Here is a 26,015-nt window from a genome sequence, read left to right as displayed (position 1 = left end):
CAGCAAGGAGCCACGGTGACCACCCACCTCCCGACCGCCGACCCGCACACCTTCAACTGGCTGCTGGGCAATTTCGTGCGCAACACCGATGGGGTGCGCGACACGGTCGCCGTCTCGTCGGACGGCCTGCTCATCGCCATGTCGGAAGGTCTCGACCGTACGGGCGCCGACCGGCTCGCCGCCATGGTGTCGGGACTGTCCAGCCTGGCCCGAAGTGCCTCGCGCAGTTACGACTTCGACGGCCTGAAGCTGATCCTGATCGAGATGAAGCGCGGCTTCCTGCTCGTCTCGGCGCTGGGCGACGGCAGCTGCCTCGGCGTGATCGCCGACGGTGGCTGTGATGTGGGTCTGGTGGGCTACGAGATGGCCGTGCTCGCCGAACGAGCGGGCGCCCTGCTCGACCCGATGTTGATCGGTGAGCTGCGAGAGACGTTGCGCCGATGAGGGATTCCGACCGGCCCCGCCTGCCCGACCCACGTATGGTCCCGCTGAACCAGCCGACGAGCTGGAGCGCCGGGCCACCCGTCGCCCGGCCGGCCGACGACACCGACGACGATCGGTTCGTCCGCCCCTTCGTCGTCACCGCGGGCCGCACGGTCCCGGTCCTCGACGGCCTGCGCCTCGAAACCCTGGTCGTGGCAGCACCCTCGGCCTTGTCGGCACCATTGCGTTTCGAGGAGCACACTGTCGTGCGGTTGTGCCAGCACCCCCATTCCATCGCCGAAATCGGTGCCGCTCTGCGGGTTCCGGCCGGTATCGCCAAGGTGATCGTCAGCGATCTGGCCGCAGCCGGTCAGGTGACCGTGCGCGACGCGCCCGAGCTGACGACCGCCGCCATCGAAAGGATCACCGATCTTGTCCGCGCACTCTGAAACACGCATCGCGGCGTCGATGCCGGCATCGGTGAAGATCGTGGTCAGCGGCGGTTTCGGCGTCGGCAAGACGACTTTCATCGGCGCCATCTCCGAGATCGAGCCACTGGTCACCGAGGCCGCGATGACCGAGGTATCGATCGGTATCGACAACCCCGGCCGCCACGCCGAGAAGACCGCGACCACGGTCGCACTGGACTTCGGCCGCATCACCCTCGACCACTCCCTGATCTTGTACCTGTTCGGCACCCCCGGCCAGGACCGCTTCGTCTTCCTGTGGGACGACCTCGTCGACGGCGCCCTCGGCGCGGTGATCGTGGTCGACACCGCCCGCGTCGAAGACTGCTATCCCGTTCTCGACTACTTCGAAGACCACAACACTCCGTTCGTCGTCGTGGTCAACCGCTTCCCGGATACACCCCACTTCGACCTGTCCGAAGTCCGCGAAGCCCTCGGCCTCGACGACTGGATCCCCGTCCTGGACTGCGACGCCCGCGACCGCGACTCCGTGCGCGACATCCTCGTGGCACTCCTCGAGCAGGTCCTGCTGCACCGCGCCCTGCCCCGCCACCGGGAAGTCAGCTGAGCAGGGTCGGCGGAGCGGTGGGCACGGGTGTCGCACGGCGCGGTATGGCACGCGCCGCCACGACATCCGATGCCTCAGCGGCTGCCCAGCGGGGCTCCGAAGAAGGTGGCGAACTTGGCGGACAGGGTGTCGCCGAGGAAGGACAGGGCGCCGGGAGTGGCGGCCATGGTCCCTGCGTCGGAGGTGGTGCAGCCCTGCGGTGCGGGGACCCCGTCGAGCCGGTCGCGCAGCCAGAGCAGGGCGGCGGGGCCGCCGACGACCTCGGCGACGATGTGTTCGCTGGCGTGGTCGCGGGTGTAGGTCAGGGAGGTGTTCGGGTCCCGGCAGTAGGTGTCGACCAGGGTGTCGGTCGCGGCGAGGGGGAGGATCTCGTCCCACGCGGAATGCCACAGGAACAGCGGCATATCGGGGACGGACTTGCCCATGCGTGTGTCGTCGAGCATGGCCGCCACCGGCGGATCGTCGAGCGGGTTTCCGTCGGAACCGATCATGCCGGTGAGGTCGAGGAACGGCAGCAGCGCCGACTGGTACTGCACGCACAGCGGCGACTTGACCGCCATCAGCCCCCTGCCGAGCGGGTTCAGCCGTTGATCGAGATAGGTTGCGAAATCAGGGTATTCGCGAGTGAGGCCCAGGACGGCGGCGAAGACCAGGCCGGAGGTGAGCTGGTTGTTCGCCATGGTGAGGGCGGCACCCAGATCCGCGCCGACCCCACCCTCGGCCGCGCCGACGATGTTCAGTTCGGGTGCGTAACTCGCGTGCAGCTCGGCGGCGTGCCCGGTCGCGATCGACCCGCCGGAGTACCCGTAGAGGCCGACCGGTGCGTCGGGCCCCACCTCGAGCGGCGCGAATCCGGTCGCGGCACGAATGCCGTCGAGAGTGATCCGGCCAGCCAGCGGCCCGGCGGCATAGGCCGAGTACGGACCCTGATGGTCGGGCACGACGACCGCCCAGCCCTGCGCCAGCGCCGCCTGCGCGAACAGGAATTCGGCGGGCACCACGATCTGTCCGGCGACCGGCGCGATCGAAAGATGTTGCAGCGCATAGGACGGCGCGCAATAGCCCGCGGTCGAGTCCTCGGCCAGCTGGACCGAGAGCAGCTTGCGCGGTGAGACCGCTTGTCCGCGTGGCTTGATCAGCGTGGCCACGGCCGGGATCGCCTCGTCGCGGCTGTTGTTGGAGCGGTAGGACACCTGCCACGCGTCGACATCGACCGGCAGCACGCCGAAGTCGGCGATGGTGACCTGCCTGGCCGCGATGATCGCGCCGGGTTCGGTCGCCGCCACCACATCGGCGGGCGGGAGGTAGAAACCCGGGTCGAGCTCGGGCGGCAGCGGAATCACCGGGGCGGGCGGGATCGCCGTCGGCTCGGCCGCGACCGGACCGGCCGCCACCACCGTTGCCGCCGCGAGCACGCTCGTGGCCAGGGCTAGCCAACGCGGAATCAGGGGAGATCTCATCGTGCACAGTCCTCACAGGAATTGAGACGCCTTCGTCTCAATGGCGGCTACTATGGCACGAGTGTGGTGTGGATCGCAATCAGCTGCGGATTACGCAGGCGAGGTCAGGGCATTGAGCAGGGTGGTGAAGACATCGACGAGATCGTCGACGGGCGGCCGGGGGTCGTCGAGACTCCACTGGTGCACGGCCCCGTTGACGGCGCCGATGAAGGCCGCCATCGCCATCCGCCAACCGCCCGGCGGCGTGCGCACACCGTCGCGCGCGGCCGCGACGGTGGCGACCACCTCGCCCCACTGATCCCGGACCCGAGCCCGGTGTTCCTCGACCGAGGGGCTCACCCCGACGATCTCGACGAACGCCACCTTGGCCGCCCGGATGTCGTCGGTGATGGTTGTCGTGTAAGCCCGCAGCGCGGCTTCGATGAGGGTGCGCAGATCGTCGGTGCCCACCGCCGCCAGCGCGGCGAGCACGGCGTCCCGCGCCCTACCCTGCACCGTGTCGTACACCGCGACCAGCAGTTCCTCGCGTCCGGCGAACTGCTCGTAGAACTGCCGCCGCGACAGACCCGCCGTCGCGCACACATCGGTGAGCGAACTGTTGGCGTACGACTTCTCCGCGAAGACGGTCAGCCCGGCCTCGATGAACAGCGCGCGACGCTCGACCTGCCGCTCGGCGACCGAAGTGCCGGTGTAATTGTGCCGAGTGCGCCCAGATGTCACCCCACGACCCTACGAGGTGGCCGCCTCGACGGGGCCGATCGGGACCACCAGCGGGGTGCCGGTGACCGGATCCTCGATCACCTTCGCGCGCAGCCCGAACACCTGCGCCACCACGTCCTCGGTGAGGACTTCGGCGGGCGTGCCCGCCGCGACCACGCGCCCGGCCCGCATCGCGACCAGTCGATGGGCATAGCGTGCGGCGAGATTGAGGTCGTGCAGCACCATCACCACCGTGCGGTTCGCCTCGGCGTGCAGCCGCCGGACCAGGTCGAGCACCTCGATCTGGTGGGCGAGGTCGAGGAAGGTGGTCGGTTCGTCGAGCAGCAGCAGGTCGGTGTTCTGGGCCAGCGCCATCGAGATCCAGGCGCGCTGGCGTTGCCCGCCGGACAGTTCGTCGAGCGAGCGGTCGGCGAACTCGACCATATCGGTCCAGGTCAGCGCCTCGGTGACGGCGGACTCGTCGTCCTGGGACCACTGGCGGTACCACCGCTGGTGCGGGTGCCTGCCCCGCGCGACGAGGTCGGCGACGGTGAGACCGTCCGGGGCGAGCGGGGATTGGGGCAGGATGCCGAGTACGCGCGCCACGTCCCTGGTCGACATCCGGTCGATACGTTTGCCGTCGAGGTGCACATGACCCCCGGTGGGCCGCAGGAGCCGGGCCATCGCGCGCAGGAGCGTGGATTTTCCGCACCCGTTGGGTCCGATCACCGCGGTGATCGTGCCGCCGGTGACCTCGAGATCCAGCCCGTCGACGACGGTGGTCGTCCCGTAACCGAGGGTCAAGGCGTCGGCCTGGAGCCGAACGGTCATCACACGCCCGCTTTCCCGGCGCGATTGCGCCGCATCAACAGATAGATCAGATAGGGGGCGCCGAGCACGGCGGTGACCACTCCGACGGGCAGCTCGCCCGAGGGCAGCAGCGTGCGGGCGACGAGATCGGCGGCGACGGTGAAGGCCGCGCCGAGGATCGCCGAGGTGAGCAGCGGTGGTTGGGCCGAACCGGTGAGCCGTAGCGCCACCTGCGGCACCGCGAGGGCGATGAAGATGACGGCCCCCGCCGAGGCGGTCGCGACCCCGGCGAGCAGTACCGCAAGCACCAGCAGGGTCAGTCTGGCGGTGTTGAGGCGGATGCCGAGCGAGCGGGCGGTGTCGTCGCCGAAGTGCAGGGCGCCGAGCAGGTGGGTGCCCGCGAGGACCACCGGCACCAGGACGGCCAGGGCGATGGCGACCGGTGTCACCTGGATCCAGCCGCTGCCGTTGAGGCTGCCGGTCAGCCAGGTCACCGCCCGCGTCGCGACATCGACTTCCCCGACACTGAGCAGCCAGAACGTCACGCTGGACAGCAGCGAACCGGCGCCGAGGCCGACCAGTACGAGTCGATACCCTTCGATCCCACCGCGCCAGGCGAGCACGAAAACTCCCAGCGCGGCGAGTAATCCGCCGAGCATGGATGCCACCGGCACCCCGATCTCGGCCACCGCGCCGCTGACCTGCCCCCGGCTGCCCGATAGCGCGATCACCGCGACCGCGGCGACACTCGCGCCCGCGGTGACACCGAGAATATCGGGACTGGACAACGGGTTTCGCGCGATGCCCTGGGTGATCGCACCGGACAACGCGAGCGCCGCGCCGACCAGCGCACCGGTGAGAATCCGCGGCAGCCGCAGATCCCACACCACGTATGCCAGCCCGTCGTCGCCACCACCGGTGAGTACCGCGAGCACATCCAGCGGCGTGACAGGGCCACCGTCGGGCATCGTGTACGTGCCGAGTGCGAGCGCGACACAACTGGTGACACCGAGCACCGACACGCCGAGCAACAGGACCGCCGTGGTGCGTAACCGCAACTGCCAGGACACCGGTCCCAGCCGGACCGCCCGCACGGTACTCATACGGTCACCAGCTTCCGGCGACGGACGAGCACGATGAAGAACGGCACGCCGACGAAGGCGAGCATGATGCCCGCGGGCAGTTCGCCCTTGTCCAGCACCACTCGTCCCGCGATGTCGGCGACCAGCACCAGGATCACACCGAGCAGCCCGGCGACCGGAACCAGCCAGCGGTAGTCGGGTCCGGTGATGCCGCGCGCGAGGTGCGGAACGACGAGTCCGACGAACCCGAGCGGCCCGGCGATCGCCACCACCGCGCCGGTGAGCAGCACGATCGAGCCGATGCCGACGGTGCGGGCCAGTGTGACGCGATGTCCGAGCGCGCGGGCGGTGTCCTCACCCAGGCCGAGCGCGTTGAGCGCGGAGGTGTTGGCCAGGGCGAGCACGATCCCGGCGACGACGAAAGGTGTTGCCTTACCGAGCAAGTCGAGGCTGGTTCCGGCCAGCGAGCCGGCCTTCCAGAAGCGGTAGATATCGGTGACGTCGGTGTCGAACAGCACCACCGCCGAGATCAGCCCCTGCAGCAGGTAGCTGACGGCGGCCCCGGCCAGCGCGAGAGTCACCGGGGTCGGCCCGCCCCGTCCCGTCGTCCCGATGACGAAAACCGTGACGGTGGCGATCAACGCACCCGCGAAACCGAACCACACATAGCCGAACAGGCTCGAGATGCCACCGACCATCACCGCCGCGACGATGCCGAGCGCCGCACCCTGGGTGATGCCGAGCAGCGCCGGATCCGCGAGCGGGTTCCTGGTGTGGCCCTGGATCACCGCGCCCGCGACGCCGAGTGCGAGCCCGGCGAGGATCCCCAGCAGGGTGCGGGGCAGCCGAAGGCCGTTGACGATGGCACCGGTCTCGGTGTCGGTGGTGCCGCCGAGCGCTTGCAGAACCTCCAGGGGAGCGATGAATTTCGAGCCGACGGCCATGCTGAGCAGCACGGCCGCGAGCACCGCGACCAGCAGACCCGCGATGAGTAGCAACCGGCGAGACCGCGTGTCGGCGAACACGGCTCCGGGCGGCGATGCGGTCACTTTCCCTCTTCGTAGTTGGTAATTAGGTAAGGCTTCGCTACGTTAGCAACCCTGAGGACAACCGAACCACCCGGGAGACGTCGATGAATACCCCACTGAGCCGTCGGCTCGCCGCCGCCGCGGCAGTCGCCGCCGCCGTACTGAGTCTTTCCGCGTGCGGCCAGGAACGCGCGAACCCCGGCGCCGCGGGCAGCGACTGCGACACCGCGAGCAATCTCGACGGTGGCGCCTACCCGCGCACCATCGAGAAGGGGGCGGTGAAGGACGCGGCGGGTGCGGATGTCGGCACCGTCGTCGACCCGGCGACCATCGCCACCCGCCCGGTCCGCGTAGCCGCGCTCGACCAGACGTTCGTCGACGCCGCCCTGGTGCTCAATACCGAACTCGTCGCGTACACGACCTACCAGTCCATGGGGGACAAGCTGCCCGCGTTCCTCGGTGCGTCGGCACAGACCTGCGGTGGCCGCGCGGTCAACGTCGGCAGCGTCCAGACGCCCGACATCGAGAAACTGGCAGGCGCCCGCCCGGACCTGATCGTGTCGGCCAAGGTGCGTCACGAGAAGCAGTACGAGCAGTTCCGTGGCATCAAGCTCGGTTCGGGCACGGTGCCGGTGGTGTTCAGCCAGACCACCGGCGCCACCTGGAAGGAGAACCTGCTGTTGCTCGCGAAGGCGGTCGACAAGGAGAACCTCGCCAAGGCCAAACTCACCGCCTACCAGGACCGTGCCGCCGCGATCGGCGCGGCGATCAAGGCGAAGAACGGCGGCACCGCGCCCACCGTCTCGCTGCTGCGTTTCATGGGCAAGGAGGACCGGCTCATGCAGCGGGTCAGCTTCATCGGTGACATCTTCGCCGACACCGGCCTGAACCAGCCCGACAAGTCGGCCGATCCGAAGAACGACTTCGCGATCACGCTGAGCCCGGAGCGTCTGCTCGACGCCGACGCCGACTACGTCTTCCTCACCAGCAGCGGCGAGGACGCCGCCACCCAGCGCAAGGCGGCCGCCGAGGCCAATCCGCTGTGGAACCAGCTGCGCGGCAAGATCACCCCGGTCGACGACCTGGTCTGGCTGACCTCGGTCGGTCTCACCGGCGCGCACGCGGTGCTCGACGACATCGCCGCGACCTTCGGCGTCGACCCGGCGAAGTAGGCGCGGAGCTTCCTGTTCGCCCACCCCTACACTCGGCGGGGTGGGCGAACAGAAGCAGCGCATGCTGGCGGGGGACCTGTACAAGGACAGCGATCCGGAACTCGTGGCCGAACGGCAACGGGCGCAACGGTTGTGCGACGAATTCAACCGCACTGGGCCCGACCAAACCGACCGGCGGACCGAGCTGCTTGGCGATCTCCTCGGAAAACTGGGTGAGGGGTCGTGGATCATGCCGCGATTCCAGTGCGATTACGGCTATCTGATCGAGATCGGCGCCAACAGTTTCCTCAACTACGACGCGATCCTGCTCGACTGCGCGCCGATCACCATCGGCGACGACTGTTCGATCGGGCCGCGCTGTCAGCTGCTCACCGCCCTTCATCCGATGCAGGATCACGAAAAGCGCAGGCAGCGCTGGGAATCGGCGGCTCCCATCCGGATCGGGAACAACGTGTGGTTCGGTGGCGGAGTCATCGTGTGTCCCGGAGTCACCATCGGCGACGACGTGGTGGTCGGTGCGGGCAGTGTGGTCACCCGCGACCTGCCCGACCGCGTGTTCGCGGCGGGCAATCCGGCCAGGGTGATCCGGGCGCTGTAGGTGTGATCCGCGCGTCGCCGGGTCGCGTTCGGTGGGTCGGCGGCAATACTGTCTGTTCATGGGCCAATCGCGAGTCGTGCAGGAGCAGGAAGCCACCCGGCCGTTGCGCGAGGACATCCGGTTCCTCGGCGGCATCCTCGGTGACACCATCCGTGACCACGAAGGACCCGAGGTGTTCGACCTCATCGAGCGGGTCCGCATCGAGGCGTTCCGGGTGCGTCGCGAGGAAGTGGAGCGCAGCGCCGTCGCCGACATGCTCGACGGCACCCCCACCGAGGTGGCGCTGCCGCTGATCCGGGCGTTCAGCTACTTCGTGCTGCTGGCCAATCTGGCCGAGGACATCCAGCGCGACCGCCGCCGTGCCGCACACGTGGCGGCGGGCGAACCACCGCAGGACTCCTCGCTGGCCGCGACCTACGCCAAACTCGACGCCGCCGATCTCGACGGCACGAGCGTGGCCGAACAGCTCACCGACGCCCTGGTGTCCCCGGTGATCACCGCGCACCCCACCGAGACGCGCAGGCGCACGGTCTTCGACGTGCAGGCCAAGATCACCGCCCTGATGCGGTTGCGGCGCAGGCTCGAGCCCGGCGAGCCCGGTTACGACGACACCGAACTGTGCATTCGCCGTGAAGTGCTCACCCTGTGGCGCACAGCGCTGATCCGCCTGGCGCGCTTGCGGATTCAGGACGAGATCTCGGTGGGTCTGCGCTACTACGACCTGACCCTCTACGACGTGATCCCCGCGATCAACGCCGAGGTCCGTGCGGCCCTGCGTTCCCGCTGGCCCGATGTCGACCTGCTCGAGCGCCCGATCCTGCGCCCGGGGTCCTGGATCGGCGGCGACCGCGACGGAAACCCTTATGTGACAGCCGAAGTCGTGCACACCGCCGCCGAGCAGGCCGCCGCCTACGCCTTCGGCCGCTACCTGGGCGAGCTGGTGGAACTGGAGAAGTCGCTGTCGCAGTCGGCGCGGCTGGTACGGGTGAGCCCGGCGGTCACCGCGCTCGCGGAGGCCGGTTACGACGACCCGGCCGTGTTCGCCGACGAACCGTATCGCCGTGCGCTGCACGCGATCCGGGCACGACTCAGTGCCACCGCGCGACGCGCGCTCGACCGCCTCCCGGACAACGGTCTCAACACCGACGCCGAGCCGTACCCCACACCGCAGGCCGTGCTCGACGACCTGGACGCGATCGATGCCTCCCTGCGTGACAGCGGTGACGCCCTGCTCGCCGAGGACCGCCTCGCCGCCCTGCGTCACGCCGTGGAGACCTTCGGGTTCCACCTGCAGGGTCTCGACATGCGCCAGAACTCCGAGGTGCACGAACAGGTCGTCGCCGAACTACTCGCCTGGTCCGGTGTGCACCAGGACTACGCAAGCCTGGGTGAAGCCGAACGGGTCGACCTGCTGGCGTCCGAATTGCTCACGCGCAGGCCACTTCTCGGCCCGAACGCGCGGCTGAGCGAGCTGGCGGCCAAGGAACTCGGTGTGCTGCGCGCGGCCAAGGACGTGATCGACACCTTCGGCGCCGCCGCCGTCCCGAACTACATCATCAGCATGTGCACCTCGGTGAGCGACATGCTCGAGGCGGCCCTGCTGCTGAAGGAGGCGGGGATTCTCGATCCCGGCACGCCCGACGGCTCGCCGTACAGCCCGGTCGGGATCGTCCCGCTGTTCGAGACCATCGAGGACCTCGGTGCGGGCGCGGCGACTCTCGCTGCCGCACTGGAGGTTCCGGTGTACCGCGACCTCGTCGCCGCCGCTGGGATGCGGCAGGAAGTGATGCTCGGGTACTCCGATTCCAACAAGGACGGCGGGTACCTGGCGGCGAACTGGGCGCTCTACCGCGCCGAACTGGACCTGGTCGAGGTGGCGCGCAAATCGGGAATCCGGTTGCGGCTCTTCCACGGTCGCGGCGGAACCGTCGGACGTGGTGGTGGTCGCAGCTACGACGCGATCCTCGCCCAGCCCGCCGGCGCCGTGCGGGGGTCCTTGCGGCTCACCGAACAGGGCGAGGTGATCGCCGCGAAATACTCCGAATCCGGTGCGGCACACCGCAACCTGGAATCGCTCATCGCGGGCACCCTCGAATCCACCCTGCTCGACGTGGAGGGTCTCGGCGACGACGCCGAACCCGCCTACGAACTGCTCGACGACCTGGCGACCCGGGCCCGCGCCGCCTACGCGCACCTGGTGCACGACACCCCCGGCTTCGTCGAGTACTTCCGGCAGTCCACCCCGGTCGCCGAGGTCGGCGACCTCAATATCGGCAGCCGCCCGGCCTCGCGCAAACCGACCAATTCGGTGTCGGACCTGCGGGCGATCCCGTGGGTGATGGCGTGGAGCCAGGCCCGCGTCATGCTGCCGGGTTGGTACGGCACCGGCACCGCACTGGAGGACTGGGTCGGCGACGATCCGGCGCGCCTGGCCCGGCTCACCGATCTCTACCAGCGCTGGCCCTTCCTGCGCACCGTGCTGTCGAACCTGGCGCAGGTGATGGCCAAGAGCGACCTCGACATCGCCGCCCGCTACGCCGACCTCGTCGACGACGAACACCTGCGCGACACGATCTTCGGGATGATCCGCGAGGAACACGCGCGAACCATCCGCATGTACAAGGCGGTCACCGGCCATGACGAACTCCTCAGCGACAACCCGTCGCTGGCGGAGTCGATCCACAATCGTTTCCCCTACCTGGAACCGCTCAACCAGCTCCAGGTGGACCTGCTGCGCAGGCTGCGCGGGGGTGACGATTCCGAACTGGTGAAGCGGGGGATCCTGCTCACCATGAACGGTCTCGCCACCGCCCTGCGCAACTCGGGCTAGGTCCTAGTCCGCGTGACAGGTGATGTCGTGGCCGGGCATGGTGCCGTCCACCAGGTAGCCGGTGACGACATCGGTCGCGCAGGGGTTGTCGTCGCCGAGAACATAGACCCCGTGCCCACTCCCGTCGACGGTGACCAAGCGGGACCGCTGACCGAACTTCTCGTCGAGCAGCCGGCCGCCGCGTAGCGGGGTGACCGGGTCGCGCTGGTTCTGCACGATCAGCACATCGGCCGGGCCGGTGTTGTCGATCCGCACCGGCGGCTCGGAGGGCCCGAGCTTCCAGTAGGCGCAGGGCATCACGTTCGCGGCGGCCGCACCGTAGAGCGGGTGCCGTTCCCGGTCCTCGGCGACGGCACGCCGGTAGGTCCCTATGTCTTCGGGCCATTCGACGTCGTTGCAGGTCACGGCCAGAAACACCGACCAGCCGTTGTCGTTCGGCGAAGGCGCGCCCGTACCCGGCGGGCGGCCGCCCGCGGGCCCGGGATGTCCGGTTTCGAGCAGCGACTTCCAGCTCTCGGCGGCCGACGCGTACAGCGCCGGACGATAGAGCGTGAAGAAGGTACCGAAACGGAAGAGACTGCCGTCCATTCCGTCCACCGGGTTCGCGTCGAGTCGCTCGGCGAGGGTGAAGTACGTGTGCCGCACTTCTTCCGATGTGCGGCCCAGGCCGTATGTGTCGTGGCGGTCGGCGGCCCATTGCGCGAAGTCGGGAAACGTCTGTTCCATGCCGAGGCCGTACAGGCGCATCCCGTCGTGGTCGAGGTGGGTGTCGCCGATATTGCTGTCGAGCACGATGCGGTCGGCCTGCTGCGAGAACATCGAGGCGTACGCGGCACCCAATGCGGTGCCGTAGGAGTAACCGAGGAAGCTTGCCTTGTCCTCACCCAGCGCCGCCCGGATCCGGTCCAGGTCGCGAGCCATGTTCGCCGTCGAGATGTGGCGCAACCGGCCCTCGTGGTCGTTGGCCGCGCACTGCTCGGCAACCCCCTCGGCGACGCCGGCCCGTTCGGTGACCGCCGCGTCGTTCACCGCGTACGGCGGGATATTGCCGAAGTACGCCTGGTCATCGGTGAATCCGCAGCTCACCGGTGCCGAATGCCCTACCCCGCGGGTGTCCATACCGATCACGTCATAGCTGTCCAGCACCTCTGCGGACAATCCGTGAGCGGCCAGGAACTTGGGCTGGTCCAAGCCCGAACCACCTGGACCACCGGGGTTGAGTAACAACACGCCGCGACGCTTGTCCGCGTTCTTGCTCGCCAGCCGCGAGATCATGATCTCGATCCGCACGCCCTCGGGCTCGTTGTAGTTCAAGGGCACCGCCACGGTGGCGCACTGCAACTGGGCAGGCCCGGCCGCGGGATCTTCGACCCCCTCCGGGCATGCGCCCCACCGCACCTGCGCTGTGGGATCTTCGGTCGGCTGCGCGACCACCATGGGCGACCCGACCAGCGCTCCGGTGAGACCGAGCACGGCAAGCAGGCTCCAGGTCCGTTGTCGATTCATTCGCTGCTACTCCCCGACGACATGGCGCCTACCACGAGCAGACCGTCAGCGGGGCTCGTGTCCGGCTGGTACATGATCGAGTCTGTCGAGTCCGCGCCGCAGGCACATCGCCCCGGCGGCGGCGACCGTGTTCGACGAAAGTCGAGTCGGCCATTCGCCCCGGGTCGAGCACATCTCAGCCGCTGGGTGGGTGCTCGAGGCCGGTCGTCGTCGCCATAATGGCCGGGTGGACACCGACGGCCCGGCACGACTCGGGGCATGGCAGCAGACCTGGCGGCTGACGGCGGCCGCGGCCATCGGCGCCGCCCTCTGGTTCTCCGTCGCCGCCGTACTGCCCGCAGGCTGTACGGCCGACACATGTTCCTGGCTGGTGACCGGTGATCCGCTGATCGCACTCGGCTGCCTGTCGGTGCTGCCGTTGCGGCGCCGGTTCCCGTTCACCGTCGCGCTGGTGGTCGTGATCGCCTCGGCTGCGTCGGCGCTCGCGACCGGTGCCGCGCTGCTGGCACTGTGTTCGCTGTCCACCCGTCGCCGTCCGGTCGAGATCGCCGTGGTCGTTGCGGCCTATGTGTCGGCGGCGCAGTTCGCTCAGGGTCTCTACCCGGTCGACACCCCGCCCGCCCCGGTCTGGCTGCAACTCGCACTGACGGTCTCGACCGCGGGGATCGCCGTGGCCACCGGCGTGGCCATCGACGCCCGCCGCGCCGAAGTGCGATCGCTGCGCGAACGCGCCGACAGCGCGGAACGCGAACAGGGTGCCCGGGCGGCCCAGGCCCGGGCTACCGAACGCAACCGGATCGCCCGCGAAATGCACGATGTGCTCGCCCACCGGATCTCGCTGGTCGCCATGCAAGCCGGCGTACTCGATCACCGTGAAGACCTCTCGGCCGAGGAGAAGCGCATGCTGATCCGAGGTATCGCCGACGGTTCCCGCCAAGCGCTGGAAGAACTCCGCGACGTCCTCGGCGTCCTTCGCGCCGATCCAGACCGCCCCGAACCACCGCAACCCACCCTGGACCGGATCCCGGAACTGGTCGCCGACGCCCGGTCGTCGGGCCTGGACGTCACGCTCGCGGGCACGGTGACCGGCACCCCACCCGAGACCGTGGGACGGACCGGCTATCGGGTGATCCAAGAAGGACTGACCAATGCCGCGAAGCATGCGCCGGCGGCGGAGGTCCGCGTCACCGTGGACGGGGCGCCCGGTGGCGAATTACACGTCAGCGTCCGTAATTCGGCGGGCACCACCGCCGTTGCCCGGCCACCGGCCTCGGGCTTCGGTCTCCTCGGCCTCGCCGAACGCATCACCCTCGCAGGCGGAACACTCGACCACCACCACACATCCGACAACGGGTACGTTCTCACCGCCCAACTTCCCTGGCCGGAGCACGATCACGAGAAAAGAGCATGAGTGCACAGTGATCAGGAGACGGTGCGCGTCGTCATCGTCGACGACGACCAGCTGGTGCGGATGGCGCTACGACTCGTCATCGACGGCGAACCGGATCTGACCGTCGTCGCGGAGGCCGCCGACGGGGACACCGCGATCGAGGTTGTGCGAGAACAGCGACCCGACGTCGTGCTGATGGATGTGCGGATGCCCGGCCGCGACGGCGTCGACACCACCCGGTGCCTGCGCGCCGAACCGGCCGCGCCCGCGGTGCTCATGCTGACCACCTTCGACTCCGACGAACTGGTACTGCGTGCCCTACGCGCCGGCGCACTCGGCTTCGTGCTCAAGGACACTCCGCCCGCGCGGATCGCCGAGGCGGTGCGCACCGTCGCGGCCGGTAACCCCGTCCTGTCTCCCACGGTCACGGCGCGGGTGATCGCCGCGGCGACCGGGCCGGGTTCCGCCGAAGCCCGCAGCGACTCCCGCGACGCCGCGCGGAAACGGCTGGCCGCCCTGTCGGAACGCGAACTCGATACCGCGCGAGCCATCGCGGACGGGCTCGGCAACCCGGAGATCGCCGCGCGGTTACAGGTCACCGTCGCCACCGTCAAGGCACACACCACCAACCTGTTCACCAAGCTCGGCCTCGCCAATCGGGTACAGATCGCACTGTTGGTTCGCGACGCGGAACACTGAGCCGGAACGCACAGTGGGGTGGCGCCGCTGTGCGGCACCACCCCACCTGCTACTTCGACTGGCCTAGGTCACAGGCAGACGCTGATGGTGAGCGGCCCGACCGGGATGCCGGTGCAGATCGACACCGAACCGACGACGGGCGTCGCGGTGGCGGCCGAGGCGGTGCCCGCACCGGTGGCGGTGACGAACAGGGCGAGTGCGGCGACGGCGAGCGGACGGGCGGTCTTGACGAACATAGGCTGATCCTCGGGTAGGACGGGTCGAACAGGCCCCAGGCGGGGCCCGACCCATCTCAACACGAGCCTCACTCCGGTGTCCTTCGCATCGCGGGAAACGCAGTCGCTCAATCGGTCACGATCGCCACGGCATCGATCTCCACGAGCATCTCGGCGCGCGGCAGCCCCGTGAACACGGTGGTGCGCGACGGCAGCACCCCGTCGGTGATGTGCTGAGTGACGAACTCGCCGTACGCCTCGTTCATGATCGTGAAGTCCTCGCGCTTGGTGAGGTACACGCGCAACATCACCACGTCGTCGAAGGTGGCGCCGGACGCGTCGATGATGGCCTTCACGTTCATCAGGGTGCGGGTGGTCTGAGCGGCCACGTCACCCTGGTGCAGGTACTCGTTGGTTTCCGGATCGACCGGCCCCTGCCCGGAGACCTGGATAAACGGTCCCTTGCGCACGCCCTGGGAGAAGGTGTGGGCGGGGGCGGGAGCGTCGGAGGTGCGGACGGCGATCTTGTCGGACATGGTTCAGCCTTTCCTCGCGGGGACGGCTCGGCGGGGATCCCAGCCGAGTTCGGTGGAGATGGCATCGGCGCACGCGCGCACCTGGGGGAGCAGCGCGAGCACCTGGTCGTGATCGAGCAGCACATCGGGCACCGAGACCGACACGGCGGCAACCACATTGCCGATGCCGTCGCGCACGGGCACTCCGATGCAGTTGACGAAGCTCTCGTGTTCCTCGTGGTCCTCGGCGAAGCCCTGGGCCGCAACTCTTTCCAGCTCGGCGAGATATCGCTCCGGCGTACGCAGGGTGCGTGGGGTGAACGGGTGGTAGTCCAAACGTGCTGCCACCGTGGTCCATTCGGATCGAGACAGCGCGGCGACGAGAACCTTGCCGACGGCTGTGCAGTGCAGGGGAGCGGGCCTGCCGATGCGCGAGTACATCCGCACCGACTGTTCGGCATCGACCTTGTCGATGTAGACCGCGTCGCCGGACTCGTAGGCGGCCAGGTGCACCGTCTGGCCGGTGGTCGTGCCGAGGGCGCTCAGATGCGGCCGGGCGACCGTGCGCACGTCACGGTTTTCCAGTGCGTGGCTTGCCAATTCGAACATGCGGCTGCCCAGTGAATAGCGGTGCGCGGCGTCGCGGACCACGAATCGTTCGGCCTGCATGGTCTGTAGCAGCCGCAGCACCGTCGACTTGTGCACCCCGAGCCGGCCCGCCAGTTCGTCGAGGGACTGGGAGTCCTCGCCGAGCGCGATCAGAATGGACAGGGCTCGCGACACGCTTTGACTCATGGCCCGATCGTCCCATCTGCTCGCGGTGGATAGGTGAGCCCCGTCCAAGCATCGTCGGGAAGCGCTGCCAGTCGCCGGAGTTCTTGGGACGGTGGAAGTTTCGCCGAATCGCCCGAGGCGGTGAGAGTCGCGGCCCCGCACAGGTGCCCGTAGCGCAGACGGGTGCGCAGGTCGGCGCCGTGCAGCAGCGCCGCGAGATAGCCGCCGGCGAAAGCGTCACCGGCGCCGATGCGTTCGGTGACGGTGAGGTTCAGCGCGGGAACTTCCACCACGTGATCACCGTCGAAGCCGATCGCGGTGTGCTTGTCGTTCTTGACGATGAGCTGCCCGGGCTCGGGGAACAGGCCACGCAGGGCCGCCGGATCACCGGTACCGAAGATCTCGGTGGCTTCGTCGGCGCCGAGGAACACGACATCGGCGCCACGCACGTGCGCGGCGAGTTCGTCGGCGGCCGCACCGATACGCGAACCCCAGACGGCCGGACGGTAATTCAGGTCGAAGCTGACCAGCGAACCGTGTCGCGGGCGGTCGAGCAGGCCACGGGTGAGCGCGCAGGCCGACTCGGACAACGCGGGGGTGATGCCGGTGAAGTGCACGAGGTCGGCTCGCGCCAGTGGCGGTGCGTCGAGGTCGACGGGCGAGAGGGCGCTGGCGGCCGACCCGGACCGGTAGTAGTGCATGCGGCTCTCACCCCGGGGTAGGTCGTGTGCCGCGTCCGAGCCGCCGCCGCGTTCCTTGATGTAGATGCCGGTCGGCCGCATCGGGTCGACCGCGACCGCTGCCACGTCCACTCCCGCACTGGCCAGCTCGGCCGTCAGGTAGCGCCCGAACCCGTCGTCACCGACCCGCGACAGCCACGCCGCCGATATCCCGAGCTGGGCCAGCACCGAGGCCACGTTCGCCTCGGCGCCACCGGCGCAACGTTCGAACATCCCGGAGCGTTCGAGCGGGCCGGGCTCGGCGACGAGCACCGCCAATCCCTCGCCGACGGTGACCGCCCTGGGCTGTGCCTTTGTTGCGTGGGTCACCTCGTCGGACCTTTCGTGGTTGCGGTCACTGCTGTCTGCATGCACAATAACGAGCAGAAACATTCAGTGCAACTCACGTTGCATATAGTGCAATAGCCGCCGGACATGTCCGATCCGGCTGTGTACCCGCCGGGAAAGGGATGCTGTGACCATCGACAACGATGTCGTCGACGCGCTGGCCGCCGAGCTGCTCGGTCCGCACATCAAGAGCGCCCCACCCGCCGCGTGGGGACACACGGTCCGCGAATACCTCACGGGCACACCGCAACTCACGCACTGGCAGACGCCGCTGCTCACCCTCGACCGCGCGGCCCTCGACGCCAACCGGGCGCTGATGGCCGACTGGAGCAGTGCCGGTGGTGTCGCGCTCGCCCCGCACGGCAAGACCACCATGGCGCCGCAGCTGTGGCGCGAACAGCTGCGGGCAGGTGCCTGGGGGATCACCCTGGCCACCGCCTGGCAGGCACAGCTCGCCCGCTCCTTCGGGGTCGGCCGGATCCTGCTGGCCAATGCACTGGTCGACCCGATCGGGCTGGCCTGGGTGGCCGAGGAGTCGGCGCGCGACGAGAATTTCGAGTTCTACTGCTGGGCCGACAGCGTCGCCACCGTCGAGCTGATGGACAAGATCCTGCGCGACACCGCGCCCGGTCCGCGGGTCCGCGTGCTCGTCGAACTGGGTGGCGCGCACGGTCGTACCGGGGCACGGACCCGTGCCGAGGCGCTCGCGGTCGCGCACGCCCTGGTCGGCAGCGAACGCCTCGTGCTGGCAGGCGTGGGGGGATACGAAGGCGCGCTGGCCCACGATCGCACCCCCGCGGCGCTGACCGCTGTTCGTGACTACCTGCGCGAACTCGCCGCCCTGCACCGCGAACTCGGCGAGCTGTACTCCGGGCCCGCTATCGTCTCGGCGGGCGGCAGTGCCTATCCCGAACTGGTCGTCGAAGAACTGGCAGGTCTCGCCTCGGATCAGCTGCCGACCGCGCCGGGATCGACCACCGTTGTGTTGCGCAGCGGCGCGTACCTCGTGCACGACGACGGCTTCTACGCGGGCATCTCCCCGCTCAGCGCCCCCGCCGCCGACCCCGGCCTGCGTTCGGCGATGCACGGCTGGGCTCGGGTCGTCTCCCGTCCGGAGCCGGAACTCGCCCTGCTCGACGGCGGCAAACGCGACTTCCCCTTCGACGAGGGCCTGCCGACACCGCAACTCGTGGTCGGCGGGTCGGCACTCCCGTCGGGCGCGCATGTGAGCGCGCTCAACGACCAGCACACCTTCCTGCGTCTGCCCGGCGCCACGGTCGCGGATCTTTCCGTGGGAAGTGTTGTGCGGTTGGGCCTTTCCCACCCCTGTACCGCCTTCGACAAATGGCGGCTGATTCCCGTGATCGACTCCGCCGAGACGGCGCACCCGCGCGTGGTCGACCTCATTCGCACCTACTTCTGACGGACGACCATGACCTCCTTGCTCTTTCGCGACATCGATATCGTCGACGGCACCGGCGGACCACGCACCCACGGCGACGTCCTCGTCCGCGACGGCCGCATCGCCGAGATCGCCGACTCGATCCACACCGATGCCCGCGTGGTCGGTGTGCAGCCGGGTTCCGTACTCGCGCCTGGCTTCATCGATATGCACGCCCATTCCGATCTGTACCTGCTCACCCACCCCGAGCACATCCCCAAGATCACCCAGGGCGTCACCACCGAGGTGATCGGCCAGGACGGGCTGTCCTACGCACCGATCGACGACGCCGCACTCGCGCTGGTGCGCAAGCAGATCGCGGGCTGGAACGGCAACCCCGCCGACTTCGACTTCTCCTGGCGCACCGTCGGTCAGTACCTGGACCGGCTCGACCAGGGCATCACTCCCAACGCCGCCTATCTGGTGCCGCAGGGGACGCTGCGTCTGCTCGTCGTCGGCGCCGATCAGCGTGCGGCGACCACCTCTGAGATCGACCGGATGTGCGCGCTGCTCGCACAGGGGCTCGACGAGGGCGCGGTCGGCATGTCGAGCGGGCTCACCTATACGCCCGGAATGTATGCCGACACCGGTGAACTCGCCGCCCTGTGCGCCGTCGTCGCCTCCTACGGTGGCTTCTACGCTCCGCACACCCGCTCCTACGGTGCGGGCGCGCTGGAGGCCTACGCCGAGATGATCGGTCTGGCGAAGGCCACCGGCTGCGCCCTGCACCTGACCCACGCCACCATGAACTTCGGTGTGAATCGCGGTCGCGCACCGGAATTGCTCGCCATGATCGCCCAGGCGCGTGCCGACGGCTGCGACATCACCCTCGACACCTATCCGTACCTGCCGGGCTCGACGACGCTGTCGGCATTGCTGCCCAGCTGGGCGATGTCGGGCGGTCCCGACGCCGCGCTGGACCGGCTCGGTGTCCCGGCCGCGCGCAGCCGCATCGCCGCCGATGTGGACGTGCACGGTTCCGACGGGTGTCACGGTGTCACCGTCGAGTGGGAGACCATCCAGATCAGCGGTGTCGGCAACGACGAACTCGCCGAGCACGTCGGCCGCACCGTCGCCGAGCACGTCGGCCGCACCGTCGCCGAGATCGCCGCCGAGCGCGGCACCGCGCCCGTCGAGGTGTTCTTCGAGCTGCTGGAACGCGACCAGCTGGCCACCACGATCCTGCAGCACGTCGGCCACGAGGAGAACGTGCGCGCGATCATGGTCGACGCCGGGCACATGGGCGGCAGCGACGGTTTGCTCGTCGGCGCCCGCCCGCATCCGCGCGCGTGGGGCACCTTCCCGCGCTACCTGTCACGCTATGTCCGTGAGCTCGGCGTCCTCGGTCTCGAGGACTGCGTGCACCACCTCACCGGCCGTCCCGCCGCCCGGTTGCGGCTGGCCGAGCGCGGCCTGATCCGGCCCGGTTTCGCCGCCGATCTGGTGGTGTTCGATCCGGCGACGGTCCACGACACGGCCACGTTCGAGCAGCCACGTCAGCAGGCGCGTGGTATCCAGCACGTGCTGGTCAACGGCGAATTCGCCGTGGAGAACGGCACCGCGACCGGAGTCCGCGCCGGTCGTGCCCTGCGCATGGACGCCACGCGAGAGGAGACCCGATGAATCCACTGCTGAGCTCGTCGTCACGGGCGATGGAGGTGATCCGGGCCGACCGGGCGCTCACCGTCGTCCGCGCACCCGCCGTCCCCGATCCCGTCGCACTGGCCGAGGCACTGGCCGGTGCGGGGTTGCGTGCGGTCGAATTCACCTTCACCACCCTCGGTGTGCTCGACGCGATCGCGAAGGCGCGCCGCGCCGCCGACGCGGTGATCGGCGTCGGCACCGTCACCACCCGCGACCAGGCGGCGGCGGCCGTCGACGTCGGCGCGCAGTTCCTCGTCACCCCCGCGGTGCGCCCGGAGGTCGCCGAAGTCGCTGTGGCGAACCAGATCCCGGTCATCATGGGTGCCTTCACGCCCACCGAGGTACTGGCGGCGGTCGACCTGGGTGCGGCAGCGGTGAAGATCTTTCCCGCCCGCTCGCTCGGCCCCGCCTATCTCAAAGACCTGCTCGGTCCGTTCCCGCATGTGTTCCTGATTCCGTCCGGCGGCGTCAACGCGCACAACGCGCGGGAATACCTGCAGGCGGGCGCCATCGCCGTCACCGCGGGCACCGAGGTGGTCGCGCCCCTGGACGTCGCGAGCTCGCGCTGGTCCGAGATCGGCTCGCGGGCCGCACGTTTCGTTCATTCGCTGGATTGAGAGGTTTGTCCATGGGCGCCACAGTCGACTGGTTGCGCACCACCACCCCCGGGTTGCTGGTGCTGTGCGGTCTCGCGATCGCCGTACTGCTCATCGCCATTATCAAGATCAAACTGGAGCCGTTCGTCGCGCTGCTGCTCACCGGTCTGCTGCTGGCACTGGCCGCCGGACTTCCGGTCTCCGAGATCGTCGGCACCCCGCTCAAGGCGGGTGAATCGCTGCTCGAGACCGGCTTCGGCAATATTCTCGGACACATCGCGGTGATCATCGGGCTCGGTACCGTGCTCGGTGCGATCCTCGAAAGATCCGGTGGCGCCGATGTTCTCACCGACAAGCTGCTGCGGGTGTTCGGTGAGAAGGGCGCGCCCGTCGCGATGGGCATCCTCGGCCTCATCTTCGGCATCCCGGTGTTCTTCGACATCGGCATCTTCGTCCTGGCACCCCTGATCTACGTCGCGGCCAAGCGCGGTGGACGTTCGCTGGTGCTCTACGCCATGCCCATGCTGGCCGGTCTGTCCATGACGCACGCGTTCCTGCCGCCGCATCCGGGACCGGTCGCGCTCGGCGGACTGCTCGGGGTGAGTCTCGGCTGGCTGATCGTGATGGGATTCGTCTGCGGCATACCGGGTTTCATCGCCTCCGGCATCCTGTGGGGCACCTACATCGGCAAGCGGGTCATCGTCTCGGTGCCGGAGGAATTCGTGCCGCTCGAACCCGACACCGACGACGAGGAGGGCGGCATCGTCGCCACCGGTGTGGTCACCAAGGCCCCACCCTCGGTGGCGTTGATCGGCGCCATCATCGCCATCCCGCTGGTACTGATCCTCGGCGCCACCTTCGGATACCAACTGCTGGACAAGGATTCGGCCCTGCTGCAGGTGCTCACCTTCTTCGGTACGCCCGCCGTGGCGCTGCTCATCACCGTGCTCGTCGCGTTCTACCTGCTCGGTATCCGGCGTGGTTCCACCGTGCAGGAACTCAGCGTCATCACGGCCGAATCGCTCAAGCCGGTCGGCATGGTGCTGCTGGTGGTCGGTGCGGGCGCGTTCTTCGGCAAGGTCATCTCGGCCACCGGTATCGGCACCGCCCTGGCCGACACGATGTCGGCGGCCGGCCTGCCCGTCATCGTGCTCGCCTACCTCATCAGCTGCGGCCTGCGTATCGCCCAGGGTTCGGCCACGGTCGCCATCGTCACCACCGGCGGCATCGTCGCCCCGCTGGTGGCCGAGCAGAACTACTCGCAGATGTCGATCGCTCTGATCGCCATGGCGATCGCCGCGGGCTCGATCATCCTCAGCCACGTGAACGACGGCGGTTTCTGGATCATCGCGAAGTACTTCAACATGACGGTGAAACAGACACTGCAGACGTGGACGGTGCTCGAAACCGTGTTGTCAGTGGTGAGTTTCGCGGTCGCGGCGCTGCTGTTCTCGATCGTGTAGCGGTTCGGCGGAAACCGGGCTGTCCTGCGTGGGCAGCCCGGTCGCGCTGTCTTCGGTCCACGCGCACGCGGCCCGGTGGTCGTGGCTGGGCACGATGCGGACCGCATCGCGAACGGCGTGCAGGCGATGGATCGTTCGCCAGGCCCGGGTGCGGTCGTCGTCGGCCAGCGCACCGGGGTAGCCCGACTTCTGGCGCAGCTCGGTGGTCTGGAGGTTGTGCCAGACGGCGTCGCCCGCCAGCAGGACGGGTCCGCGTGCGGTGCGGAGCAGAATTCCGATGCTGCCCGGTGTGTGGCCGGACAGATCGACCAGCACCACCGCGCCGTCGCCGAACACATCGTGGCTCGCGGCGAAGGTGAGGACGGGCGGGCCGTCGAGTTCGTAGCAGTCGAGCGGGCGATCCCGGACGGCTTGCCGCACGCCGCCGACGGGGGCGACCGGGCCGGTCATCGCCCACCGGTGTTCGGGTCGATGCAGCCGCAGCGGCAGGTCCGGCAGATCGAGCAGTCCGGCGACATGATCCCAGTGCAGGTGAGTCGGCAGCGCGAAGTCGACGTCACTGGCATCGATGCCGCTGCGCTGCAAGGACTCTCGGATATCGAGCACATCGCTCGGCGGGTTCACCGCGAGCCGCAGTATCGGCGGTAGTTCGGCTACCGCCCGGCGCCGCACGTCGACGCAGATGCCCGGGTCGACGAGGAAGGTCGCCCGGGGGTGCCGCACAACGAAGGCCGTCATCGCGGATTCGATCCGGCGCGGAGTGAACACACCTTCGACGACGGCGGCGGTCGGCACGCTGCGGGCGTTCTGCGCCAAGGCGACCAGCTCGACCGTTGTCGAGCCACGCGGTAATCCGTTGTCGCGCAGTGCGGAAAGGAATCGGCGATCGGGTCGGCGCGGCAGCACAGCACCGGTGATCGCCGTGGACACGGCGCGGCAGCATTGCCACACATCCGGCGTCGCTACTCGCTCGCCCACCTGTGCGAGGTTGTGTTCGGTTGTCATGGAGCTACGCTAAAACTTCAGGTCGACCTGAAGTAAAGAGGCGAACGTGACCAATACCGCCGGACCGCGCCGAATCGGTGATGTCGCCGTCGAACTGGGTGTCGCCGCCCATGTTCTGCGTCATTGGGAGGACGTCGGGGTGCTCGTCCCGCCCCGGGCGCCGGGCGGTCATCGGGTCTACAGCGACGACCTGGTGGTGCGGGCGCGTCTCGTGCTGCTCTGTCAGCGCGCTGGGCTCTCGCTGGCCGAGATCAAGGACCTGTTCGCGGCGCGGTCCCGTGCGGAGCGGGTCGAACTCTTCGCGGGCAAGCAGGCCGAACTCGGTGCGCGCGTGCGTGATCTCACGCGCACCATCGATTTCCTGGCCCACGTCCTGCGCTGTGTACACCCGATCGTCGATGAATGTCCGGAGTGCGTGGGGTTCAGTCGCGAGGATGCGGCAGAACGCATCGGCGCGTTGTTCGGGTAGTCGATCGCGAGGTGCGGTCAGCGTGCCTTTCGGGCAGGCGGCGAGAGTGTTCGAGTCAGCCGTTCGAGCGCGTCGCGGGGGTCTTTGCCGTGCTCCGCGCCGGTGAGGCGGTGGATGACCGCGCCGTCCATGTAGTCGACCAGGATTCCGGCATCGATCGGGTCGATGCCCGCCTGAGCGGCGAGCTCGACCGCCTGCTCCCTCAGTCGGCCGTGCCCGCGTCGCAGCGATTCGGCGACGGTCGGCATCGCTTGGGATTCGCCGAAGAGCGCGAGGCGGGCCTGGGTGCGGACGCGGTCGGTGGTCGTCGCGCGGGTGATGAATCGGGCGAGCGCGTCGACGAGGTGGTCGACGGTGGGCGGACCGAGGACGCGGTGCAGGGCGGTCCAGTCGGCGTGATCGCGCTGCTCGAGGCGCTCGGCCACCCCGCACAGCAGCGCTTCCCTGGTACGGAAGTAGTTGGACGTGGAGCCGGCGGGTAGTTCGGCGGCTTGGTCCACGGCGCGGTGGGTAAGGCCACGTGAGCCGCGCGTGCCCAATACCTCGATGGCCGCGTCGAGGATCTGTTCGCGTTTGGTTGCCACAGATCGATACTACGGGCGTAGTGATGGTTACTACATCCGTAGTGTGGTTCACTACAGCTGTAGTACGGTGGCATCGCACCGGGAAGGCTTCGTGCGCGAGCCTCTCCGGTCCGCAAGTGGTACCCGGACAGGAATCGTCACTCGATACGAAGGGTTCGGAATGGCTACAGCGATTGTTGTCGGCGGCGGAATCGGGGGGACGGCGGTCGCCCTCGGGTTGATCGAACGGGGATGGTCGGTGCGGGTGCTCGAACGAGCGGCGCGGTACACCGAGGTCGGGGCGGGAATCTCGCTGTGGCCCAATGCTTTGCGGGCGCTGGACGCGCTCGGTGTCGGCGAGGCGGTGCGGGCGCAGGGGTTGGACGATGTGTCGGCGGGGATTCGGGACGAGCGGGGGCGATGGTTGTCGCGGACCGATGTGGCGACCATGCGGCGTCGGTTCGGGGCGCCGGTGATGATCCATCGGGCTGCGTTGCTGGATATCCTCCGGGGTGCTCTGTCGGAAGGGGTTGTCGAAACCGGGGTTTCGGTGGAGCGGGTCGACCCGGACGGGACGGTCGTGCATTCGGCCGGTTCGGGGCGAGACGTCGGCCAGGTCAGCTCTACTGCCGACTTGGTCGTCGGCGCAGACGGTATCCGCAGCGTTGTCCGGCGGGCCGTCTGTGGGGAGGTCGCGCCGCGATATGCCGGGTACACGGTGTGGCGCGCGGTGGTCGGTATCGCCGAGCCGTTGACCGAGTTCGGCGAAACATGGGGTCGGGGAGCGCGTTTCGGCATGGCGCCGCTGCCCGATGGGCGCATCTACTGCTTCGCGGTCTACGACGCGGAGGAAGGTGCCGGCGGTAGTTTCGCCGACGTGCGTGCCCGCTTCGCCGCGTGGCACCATCCCATTCCGGCGCTGCTCGCGGCTGCCGATCCGAATAGGGTGTTACACAACGACATCTATGAACTTCCCGCGCTGTCGACGTTCACCGCAGGTCGTCTCGCGCTGCTCGGGGATGCCGCTCACGCTATGACGCCGAATCTCGGGCAGGGTGGGTGTCAGGCGCTCGAGGATGCGGTTGTTCTTTCGCGGTTGGCCGGTACGACTGATGGGTTGAGGCGCTATGACTGCGAGCGGCGGCCTCGTACGCAGATGATCGCTCGGCGGTCGGGGGCGATCGGGGTTGTCGCTCAACTGTCCGCGCGGCCGTTGGTCGCGGTTCGTGATGCGGCTTTGCGGATGACTCCGGCCGGTGCTCAGTTTCGTTCGCTGGGAAAGGTTTTGGATTGGGAGCCGTGAGGTTGGGGGGGAGTGGTTGTTGTTTCGGGCGGTGCTGGTAGGTGTGCCTGCCGCACTTTCGCCCGGACGGGACCACTGCGGTGTTTTGTGCACCACGAAGGTATTGGGCTGTGTTTTTGGAGCGCTGGCGCGCTCGAGCGCGGCCCCTGGAGGGCCGCTGCGCCGCTTCGCGGCGGACCCTCCTCGAGGTCGGGTCGTGCGGGGTTGGGAGTGCGGTCATGGCGGACT

The 26,015-nt window shown here is 68.7% G+C and carries 26 protein-coding genes; 14 read left to right on the top strand and 12 right to left on the bottom strand.

Going from position 1 to position 26,015, the window contains the following annotated elements; translation table 11 throughout:
- Nucleotides 1-15 precede the first annotated feature (15 nt).
- The 3 genes from ACSVDM_RS28280 to ACSVDM_RS28270 are packed head-to-tail and all read left to right on the top strand — an operon-like array spanning nucleotide 16 to nucleotide 1,458.
- Nucleotides 16-444, top strand: coding sequence for a roadblock/LC7 domain-containing protein (locus ACSVDM_RS28280; RefSeq protein ID WP_181697719.1), 429 nt, complete (start codon nucleotides 16-18; stop codon nucleotides 442-444).
- Nucleotides 441-872, top strand: a complete 432-nt coding sequence (locus tag ACSVDM_RS28275) for a DUF742 domain-containing protein (RefSeq protein ID WP_439268822.1) — start codon at nucleotides 441-443, stop codon at nucleotides 870-872. Before ACSVDM_RS28280 ends, ACSVDM_RS28275 begins: the two co-directional genes overlap by 4 nt.
- Complete coding sequence (locus ACSVDM_RS28270; RefSeq protein WP_439268833.1) at nucleotides 853-1,458, top strand: GTP-binding protein; 606 nt, start codon at nucleotides 853-855, stop codon at nucleotides 1,456-1,458. The genes ACSVDM_RS28275 and ACSVDM_RS28270 overlap by 20 nt, the downstream gene beginning before the upstream one ends.
- 74 nt (nucleotides 1,459-1,532) lie before the next feature.
- On the opposite strand, the gene ACSVDM_RS28265 is transcribed toward ACSVDM_RS28270, so the two are convergent.
- The 5 genes from ACSVDM_RS28265 to ACSVDM_RS28245 form a co-directional block, all read right to left on the bottom strand.
- A complete protein-coding gene (locus tag ACSVDM_RS28265; RefSeq protein ID WP_439268821.1) occupies nucleotides 1,533-2,918 on the bottom strand; it encodes a lipase family protein in 1,386 nt (461 codons plus the stop codon).
- Between the two features lie 90 nt (nucleotides 2,919-3,008).
- Nucleotides 3,009-3,638 (bottom strand): TetR/AcrR family transcriptional regulator, encoded by a 630-nt coding sequence (locus ACSVDM_RS28260; RefSeq protein ID WP_439268820.1) that lies wholly within the window; start codon nucleotides 3,636-3,638, stop codon nucleotides 3,009-3,011.
- 9 nt (nucleotides 3,639-3,647) lie between these two features.
- Nucleotides 3,648-4,448 carry an ABC transporter ATP-binding protein gene (locus ACSVDM_RS28255; RefSeq protein WP_067498488.1) on the bottom strand — a complete coding sequence of 267 codons (801 nt, stop codon included), beginning with the start codon at nucleotides 4,446-4,448 and terminating at the stop codon, nucleotides 3,648-3,650.
- The gene (locus ACSVDM_RS28250; RefSeq protein ID WP_439268819.1) at nucleotides 4,448-5,530 is read right to left on the bottom strand and encodes a FecCD family ABC transporter permease; all 1,083 of its coding nucleotides are present in this window, start codon (nucleotides 5,528-5,530) and stop codon (nucleotides 4,448-4,450) included. The genes ACSVDM_RS28255 and ACSVDM_RS28250 overlap by 1 nt, the downstream gene beginning before the upstream one ends.
- Nucleotides 5,527-6,558, bottom strand: a complete 1,032-nt coding sequence (locus tag ACSVDM_RS28245; RefSeq protein ID WP_439268818.1) for a FecCD family ABC transporter permease — start codon at nucleotides 6,556-6,558, stop codon at nucleotides 5,527-5,529. The genes ACSVDM_RS28250 and ACSVDM_RS28245 overlap by 4 nt, the downstream gene beginning before the upstream one ends.
- An 83-nt stretch (nucleotides 6,559-6,641) precedes the next feature.
- Here ACSVDM_RS28245 and ACSVDM_RS28240 point away from each other — a divergent pair, with 83 nt between their 5' ends.
- From ACSVDM_RS28240 to ppc, 3 genes are read left to right on the top strand one after another with little or no spacing between them, the layout of a single operon-like run.
- Nucleotides 6,642-7,709, top strand: a complete 1,068-nt coding sequence (locus tag ACSVDM_RS28240) for an ABC transporter substrate-binding protein (RefSeq protein WP_439268817.1) — start codon at nucleotides 6,642-6,644, stop codon at nucleotides 7,707-7,709.
- A gap of 40 nt (nucleotides 7,710-7,749) precedes the next feature.
- On the top strand, nucleotides 7,750-8,307 hold the full coding sequence (locus ACSVDM_RS28235) for a sugar O-acetyltransferase (protein ID WP_439268816.1): 558 nt from the start codon (nucleotides 7,750-7,752) through the stop codon (nucleotides 8,305-8,307).
- A 58-nt stretch (nucleotides 8,308-8,365) separates the two neighbouring features.
- Nucleotides 8,366-11,137: a phosphoenolpyruvate carboxylase gene (ppc, locus tag ACSVDM_RS28230; RefSeq protein ID WP_439268815.1), complete on the top strand. Its 2,772-nt coding sequence runs from the start codon at nucleotides 8,366-8,368 to the stop codon at nucleotides 11,135-11,137.
- 3 nt (nucleotides 11,138-11,140) lie between these two features.
- On the opposite strand, the gene ACSVDM_RS28225 is transcribed toward ppc, so the two are convergent.
- Nucleotides 11,141-12,643, bottom strand: coding sequence for an alpha/beta hydrolase (locus ACSVDM_RS28225; protein WP_439268814.1), 1,503 nt, complete (start codon nucleotides 12,641-12,643; stop codon nucleotides 11,141-11,143).
- 226 nt (nucleotides 12,644-12,869) lie between these two features.
- Here ACSVDM_RS28225 and ACSVDM_RS28220 point away from each other — a divergent pair, with 226 nt between their 5' ends.
- Complete coding sequence (locus tag ACSVDM_RS28220; RefSeq protein WP_439268813.1) at nucleotides 12,870-14,054, top strand: sensor histidine kinase; 1,185 nt, start codon at nucleotides 12,870-12,872, stop codon at nucleotides 14,052-14,054.
- On the top strand, nucleotides 14,055-14,732 hold the full coding sequence (locus tag ACSVDM_RS28215) for a response regulator (RefSeq protein WP_439268812.1): 678 nt from the start codon (nucleotides 14,055-14,057) through the stop codon (nucleotides 14,730-14,732).
- Between the two features lie 68 nt (nucleotides 14,733-14,800).
- Here ACSVDM_RS28215 and ACSVDM_RS28210 read toward each other — a convergent pair whose 3' ends face one another.
- The 4 genes from ACSVDM_RS28210 to ACSVDM_RS28195 form a co-directional block, all read right to left on the bottom strand.
- Nucleotides 14,801-14,968, bottom strand: coding sequence for a hypothetical protein (locus tag ACSVDM_RS28210; RefSeq protein WP_166655834.1), 168 nt, complete (start codon nucleotides 14,966-14,968; stop codon nucleotides 14,801-14,803).
- 107 nt (nucleotides 14,969-15,075) lie between these two features.
- Complete coding sequence (locus ACSVDM_RS28205) at nucleotides 15,076-15,483, bottom strand: RidA family protein (RefSeq protein ID WP_439268811.1); 408 nt, start codon at nucleotides 15,481-15,483, stop codon at nucleotides 15,076-15,078.
- Between the two features lie 3 nt (nucleotides 15,484-15,486).
- Nucleotides 15,487-16,257 carry an IclR family transcriptional regulator gene (locus tag ACSVDM_RS28200; protein WP_439268810.1) on the bottom strand — a complete coding sequence of 257 codons (771 nt, stop codon included), beginning with the start codon at nucleotides 16,255-16,257 and terminating at the stop codon, nucleotides 15,487-15,489.
- Nucleotides 16,254-17,285, bottom strand: a complete 1,032-nt coding sequence (locus ACSVDM_RS28195; protein WP_439268809.1) for a sugar kinase — start codon at nucleotides 17,283-17,285, stop codon at nucleotides 16,254-16,256. The genes ACSVDM_RS28200 and ACSVDM_RS28195 overlap by 4 nt, the downstream gene beginning before the upstream one ends.
- Nucleotides 17,286-17,430: 145 nt before the next feature.
- Between ACSVDM_RS28195 and ACSVDM_RS28190 the strand changes: the two genes are divergently transcribed.
- From ACSVDM_RS28190 to ACSVDM_RS28175, 4 genes are read left to right on the top strand one after another with little or no spacing between them, the layout of a single operon-like run.
- Nucleotides 17,431-18,726: an amino acid deaminase gene (locus ACSVDM_RS28190; protein WP_439268808.1), complete on the top strand. Its 1,296-nt coding sequence runs from the start codon at nucleotides 17,431-17,433 to the stop codon at nucleotides 18,724-18,726.
- 9 nt (nucleotides 18,727-18,735) lie between these two features.
- On the top strand, nucleotides 18,736-20,367 hold the full coding sequence (locus tag ACSVDM_RS28185; RefSeq protein WP_439268807.1) for an N-acyl-D-amino-acid deacylase family protein: 1,632 nt from the start codon (nucleotides 18,736-18,738) through the stop codon (nucleotides 20,365-20,367).
- A complete protein-coding gene (locus ACSVDM_RS28180; protein ID WP_067644484.1) occupies nucleotides 20,364-21,005 on the top strand; it encodes a bifunctional 4-hydroxy-2-oxoglutarate aldolase/2-dehydro-3-deoxy-phosphogluconate aldolase in 642 nt (213 codons plus the stop codon). The genes ACSVDM_RS28185 and ACSVDM_RS28180 overlap by 4 nt, the downstream gene beginning before the upstream one ends.
- An 11-nt stretch (nucleotides 21,006-21,016) precedes the next feature.
- Nucleotides 21,017-22,447, top strand: a complete 1,431-nt coding sequence (locus ACSVDM_RS28175) for a GntP family permease (protein WP_439268806.1) — start codon at nucleotides 21,017-21,019, stop codon at nucleotides 22,445-22,447.
- Here ACSVDM_RS28175 and ACSVDM_RS28170 read toward each other — a convergent pair.
- Nucleotides 22,400-23,452, bottom strand: a complete 1,053-nt coding sequence (locus ACSVDM_RS28170; RefSeq protein ID WP_439268805.1) for an MBL fold metallo-hydrolase — start codon at nucleotides 23,450-23,452, stop codon at nucleotides 22,400-22,402. The two genes, ACSVDM_RS28175 and ACSVDM_RS28170, sit on opposite strands and share 48 nt — an antisense overlap.
- A gap of 46 nt (nucleotides 23,453-23,498) precedes the next feature.
- Between ACSVDM_RS28170 and ACSVDM_RS28165 the strand changes: the two genes are divergently transcribed.
- Nucleotides 23,499-23,921, top strand: a complete 423-nt coding sequence (locus tag ACSVDM_RS28165; protein ID WP_439268804.1) for a MerR family transcriptional regulator — start codon at nucleotides 23,499-23,501, stop codon at nucleotides 23,919-23,921.
- 17 nt (nucleotides 23,922-23,938) lie between these two features.
- Here the strand turns inward: ACSVDM_RS28165 and ACSVDM_RS28160 are convergent, their stop codons facing one another.
- Nucleotides 23,939-24,505 carry a TetR/AcrR family transcriptional regulator gene (locus ACSVDM_RS28160; protein ID WP_439268803.1) on the bottom strand — a complete coding sequence of 189 codons (567 nt, stop codon included), beginning with the start codon at nucleotides 24,503-24,505 and terminating at the stop codon, nucleotides 23,939-23,941.
- Between the two features lie 160 nt (nucleotides 24,506-24,665).
- Between ACSVDM_RS28160 and ACSVDM_RS28155 the strand changes: the two genes are divergently transcribed.
- Nucleotides 24,666-25,787, top strand: a complete 1,122-nt coding sequence (locus ACSVDM_RS28155; RefSeq protein WP_439268832.1) for an FAD-dependent monooxygenase — start codon at nucleotides 24,666-24,668, stop codon at nucleotides 25,785-25,787.
- Nucleotides 25,788-26,015: the final 228 nt, after the last annotated feature.

It is taken from the genome of Nocardia sp. JW2, from assembly GCF_051843015.1.
Lineage (GTDB): Bacteria > Actinomycetota > Actinomycetes > Mycobacteriales > Mycobacteriaceae > Nocardia > Nocardia coubleae.
The sequence above is the reverse complement of the archived record's forward strand: the minus strand, read 5'-3'. Positions and strand labels throughout refer to the sequence as shown.

Excerpts from the sequence above, each read along its gene's own strand:
- ACSVDM_RS28210 (WP_166655834.1), bottom strand. The coding sequence starts at position 14,968 with ATGTTCGTCAAGACCGCCCGTCCGCTCGCCGTCGCCGCACTCGCCCTG.
- ACSVDM_RS28175 (WP_439268806.1), top strand. The coding sequence starts at position 21,017 with ATGGGCGCCACAGTCGACTGGTTGCGCACCACCACCCCCGGGTTGCTG.
- ACSVDM_RS28200 (WP_439268810.1), bottom strand. The coding sequence starts at position 16,257 with ATGAGTCAAAGCGTGTCGCGAGCCCTGTCCATTCTGATCGCGCTCGGC.
- ACSVDM_RS28255 (WP_067498488.1), bottom strand. The coding sequence starts at position 4,448 with ATGACCGTTCGGCTCCAGGCCGACGCCTTGACCCTCGGTTACGGGACG.
- ACSVDM_RS28205 (WP_439268811.1), bottom strand. The coding sequence starts at position 15,483 with ATGTCCGACAAGATCGCCGTCCGCACCTCCGACGCTCCCGCCCCCGCC.
- ACSVDM_RS28155 (WP_439268832.1), top strand. The coding sequence starts at position 24,666 with ATGGCTACAGCGATTGTTGTCGGCGGCGGAATCGGGGGGACGGCGGTC.
- ACSVDM_RS28225 (WP_439268814.1), bottom strand. The coding sequence starts at position 12,643 with ATGAATCGACAACGGACCTGGAGCCTGCTTGCCGTGCTCGGTCTCACC.
- ACSVDM_RS28250 (WP_439268819.1), bottom strand. The coding sequence starts at position 5,530 with ATGAGTACCGTGCGGGCGGTCCGGCTGGGACCGGTGTCCTGGCAGTTG.
- ACSVDM_RS28265 (WP_439268821.1), bottom strand. The coding sequence starts at position 2,918 with ATGAGATCTCCCCTGATTCCGCGTTGGCTAGCCCTGGCCACGAGCGTG.
- ACSVDM_RS28170 (WP_439268805.1), bottom strand. The coding sequence starts at position 23,452 with ATGACAACCGAACACAACCTCGCACAGGTGGGCGAGCGAGTAGCGACG.
- ACSVDM_RS28185 (WP_439268807.1), top strand. The coding sequence starts at position 18,736 with ATGACCTCCTTGCTCTTTCGCGACATCGATATCGTCGACGGCACCGGC.
- ACSVDM_RS28180 (WP_067644484.1), top strand. The coding sequence starts at position 20,364 with ATGAATCCACTGCTGAGCTCGTCGTCACGGGCGATGGAGGTGATCCGG.
- ACSVDM_RS28240 (WP_439268817.1), top strand. The coding sequence starts at position 6,642 with ATGAATACCCCACTGAGCCGTCGGCTCGCCGCCGCCGCGGCAGTCGCC.
- ppc (WP_439268815.1), top strand. The coding sequence starts at position 8,366 with ATGGGCCAATCGCGAGTCGTGCAGGAGCAGGAAGCCACCCGGCCGTTG.
- ACSVDM_RS28275 (WP_439268822.1), top strand. The coding sequence starts at position 441 with ATGAGGGATTCCGACCGGCCCCGCCTGCCCGACCCACGTATGGTCCCG.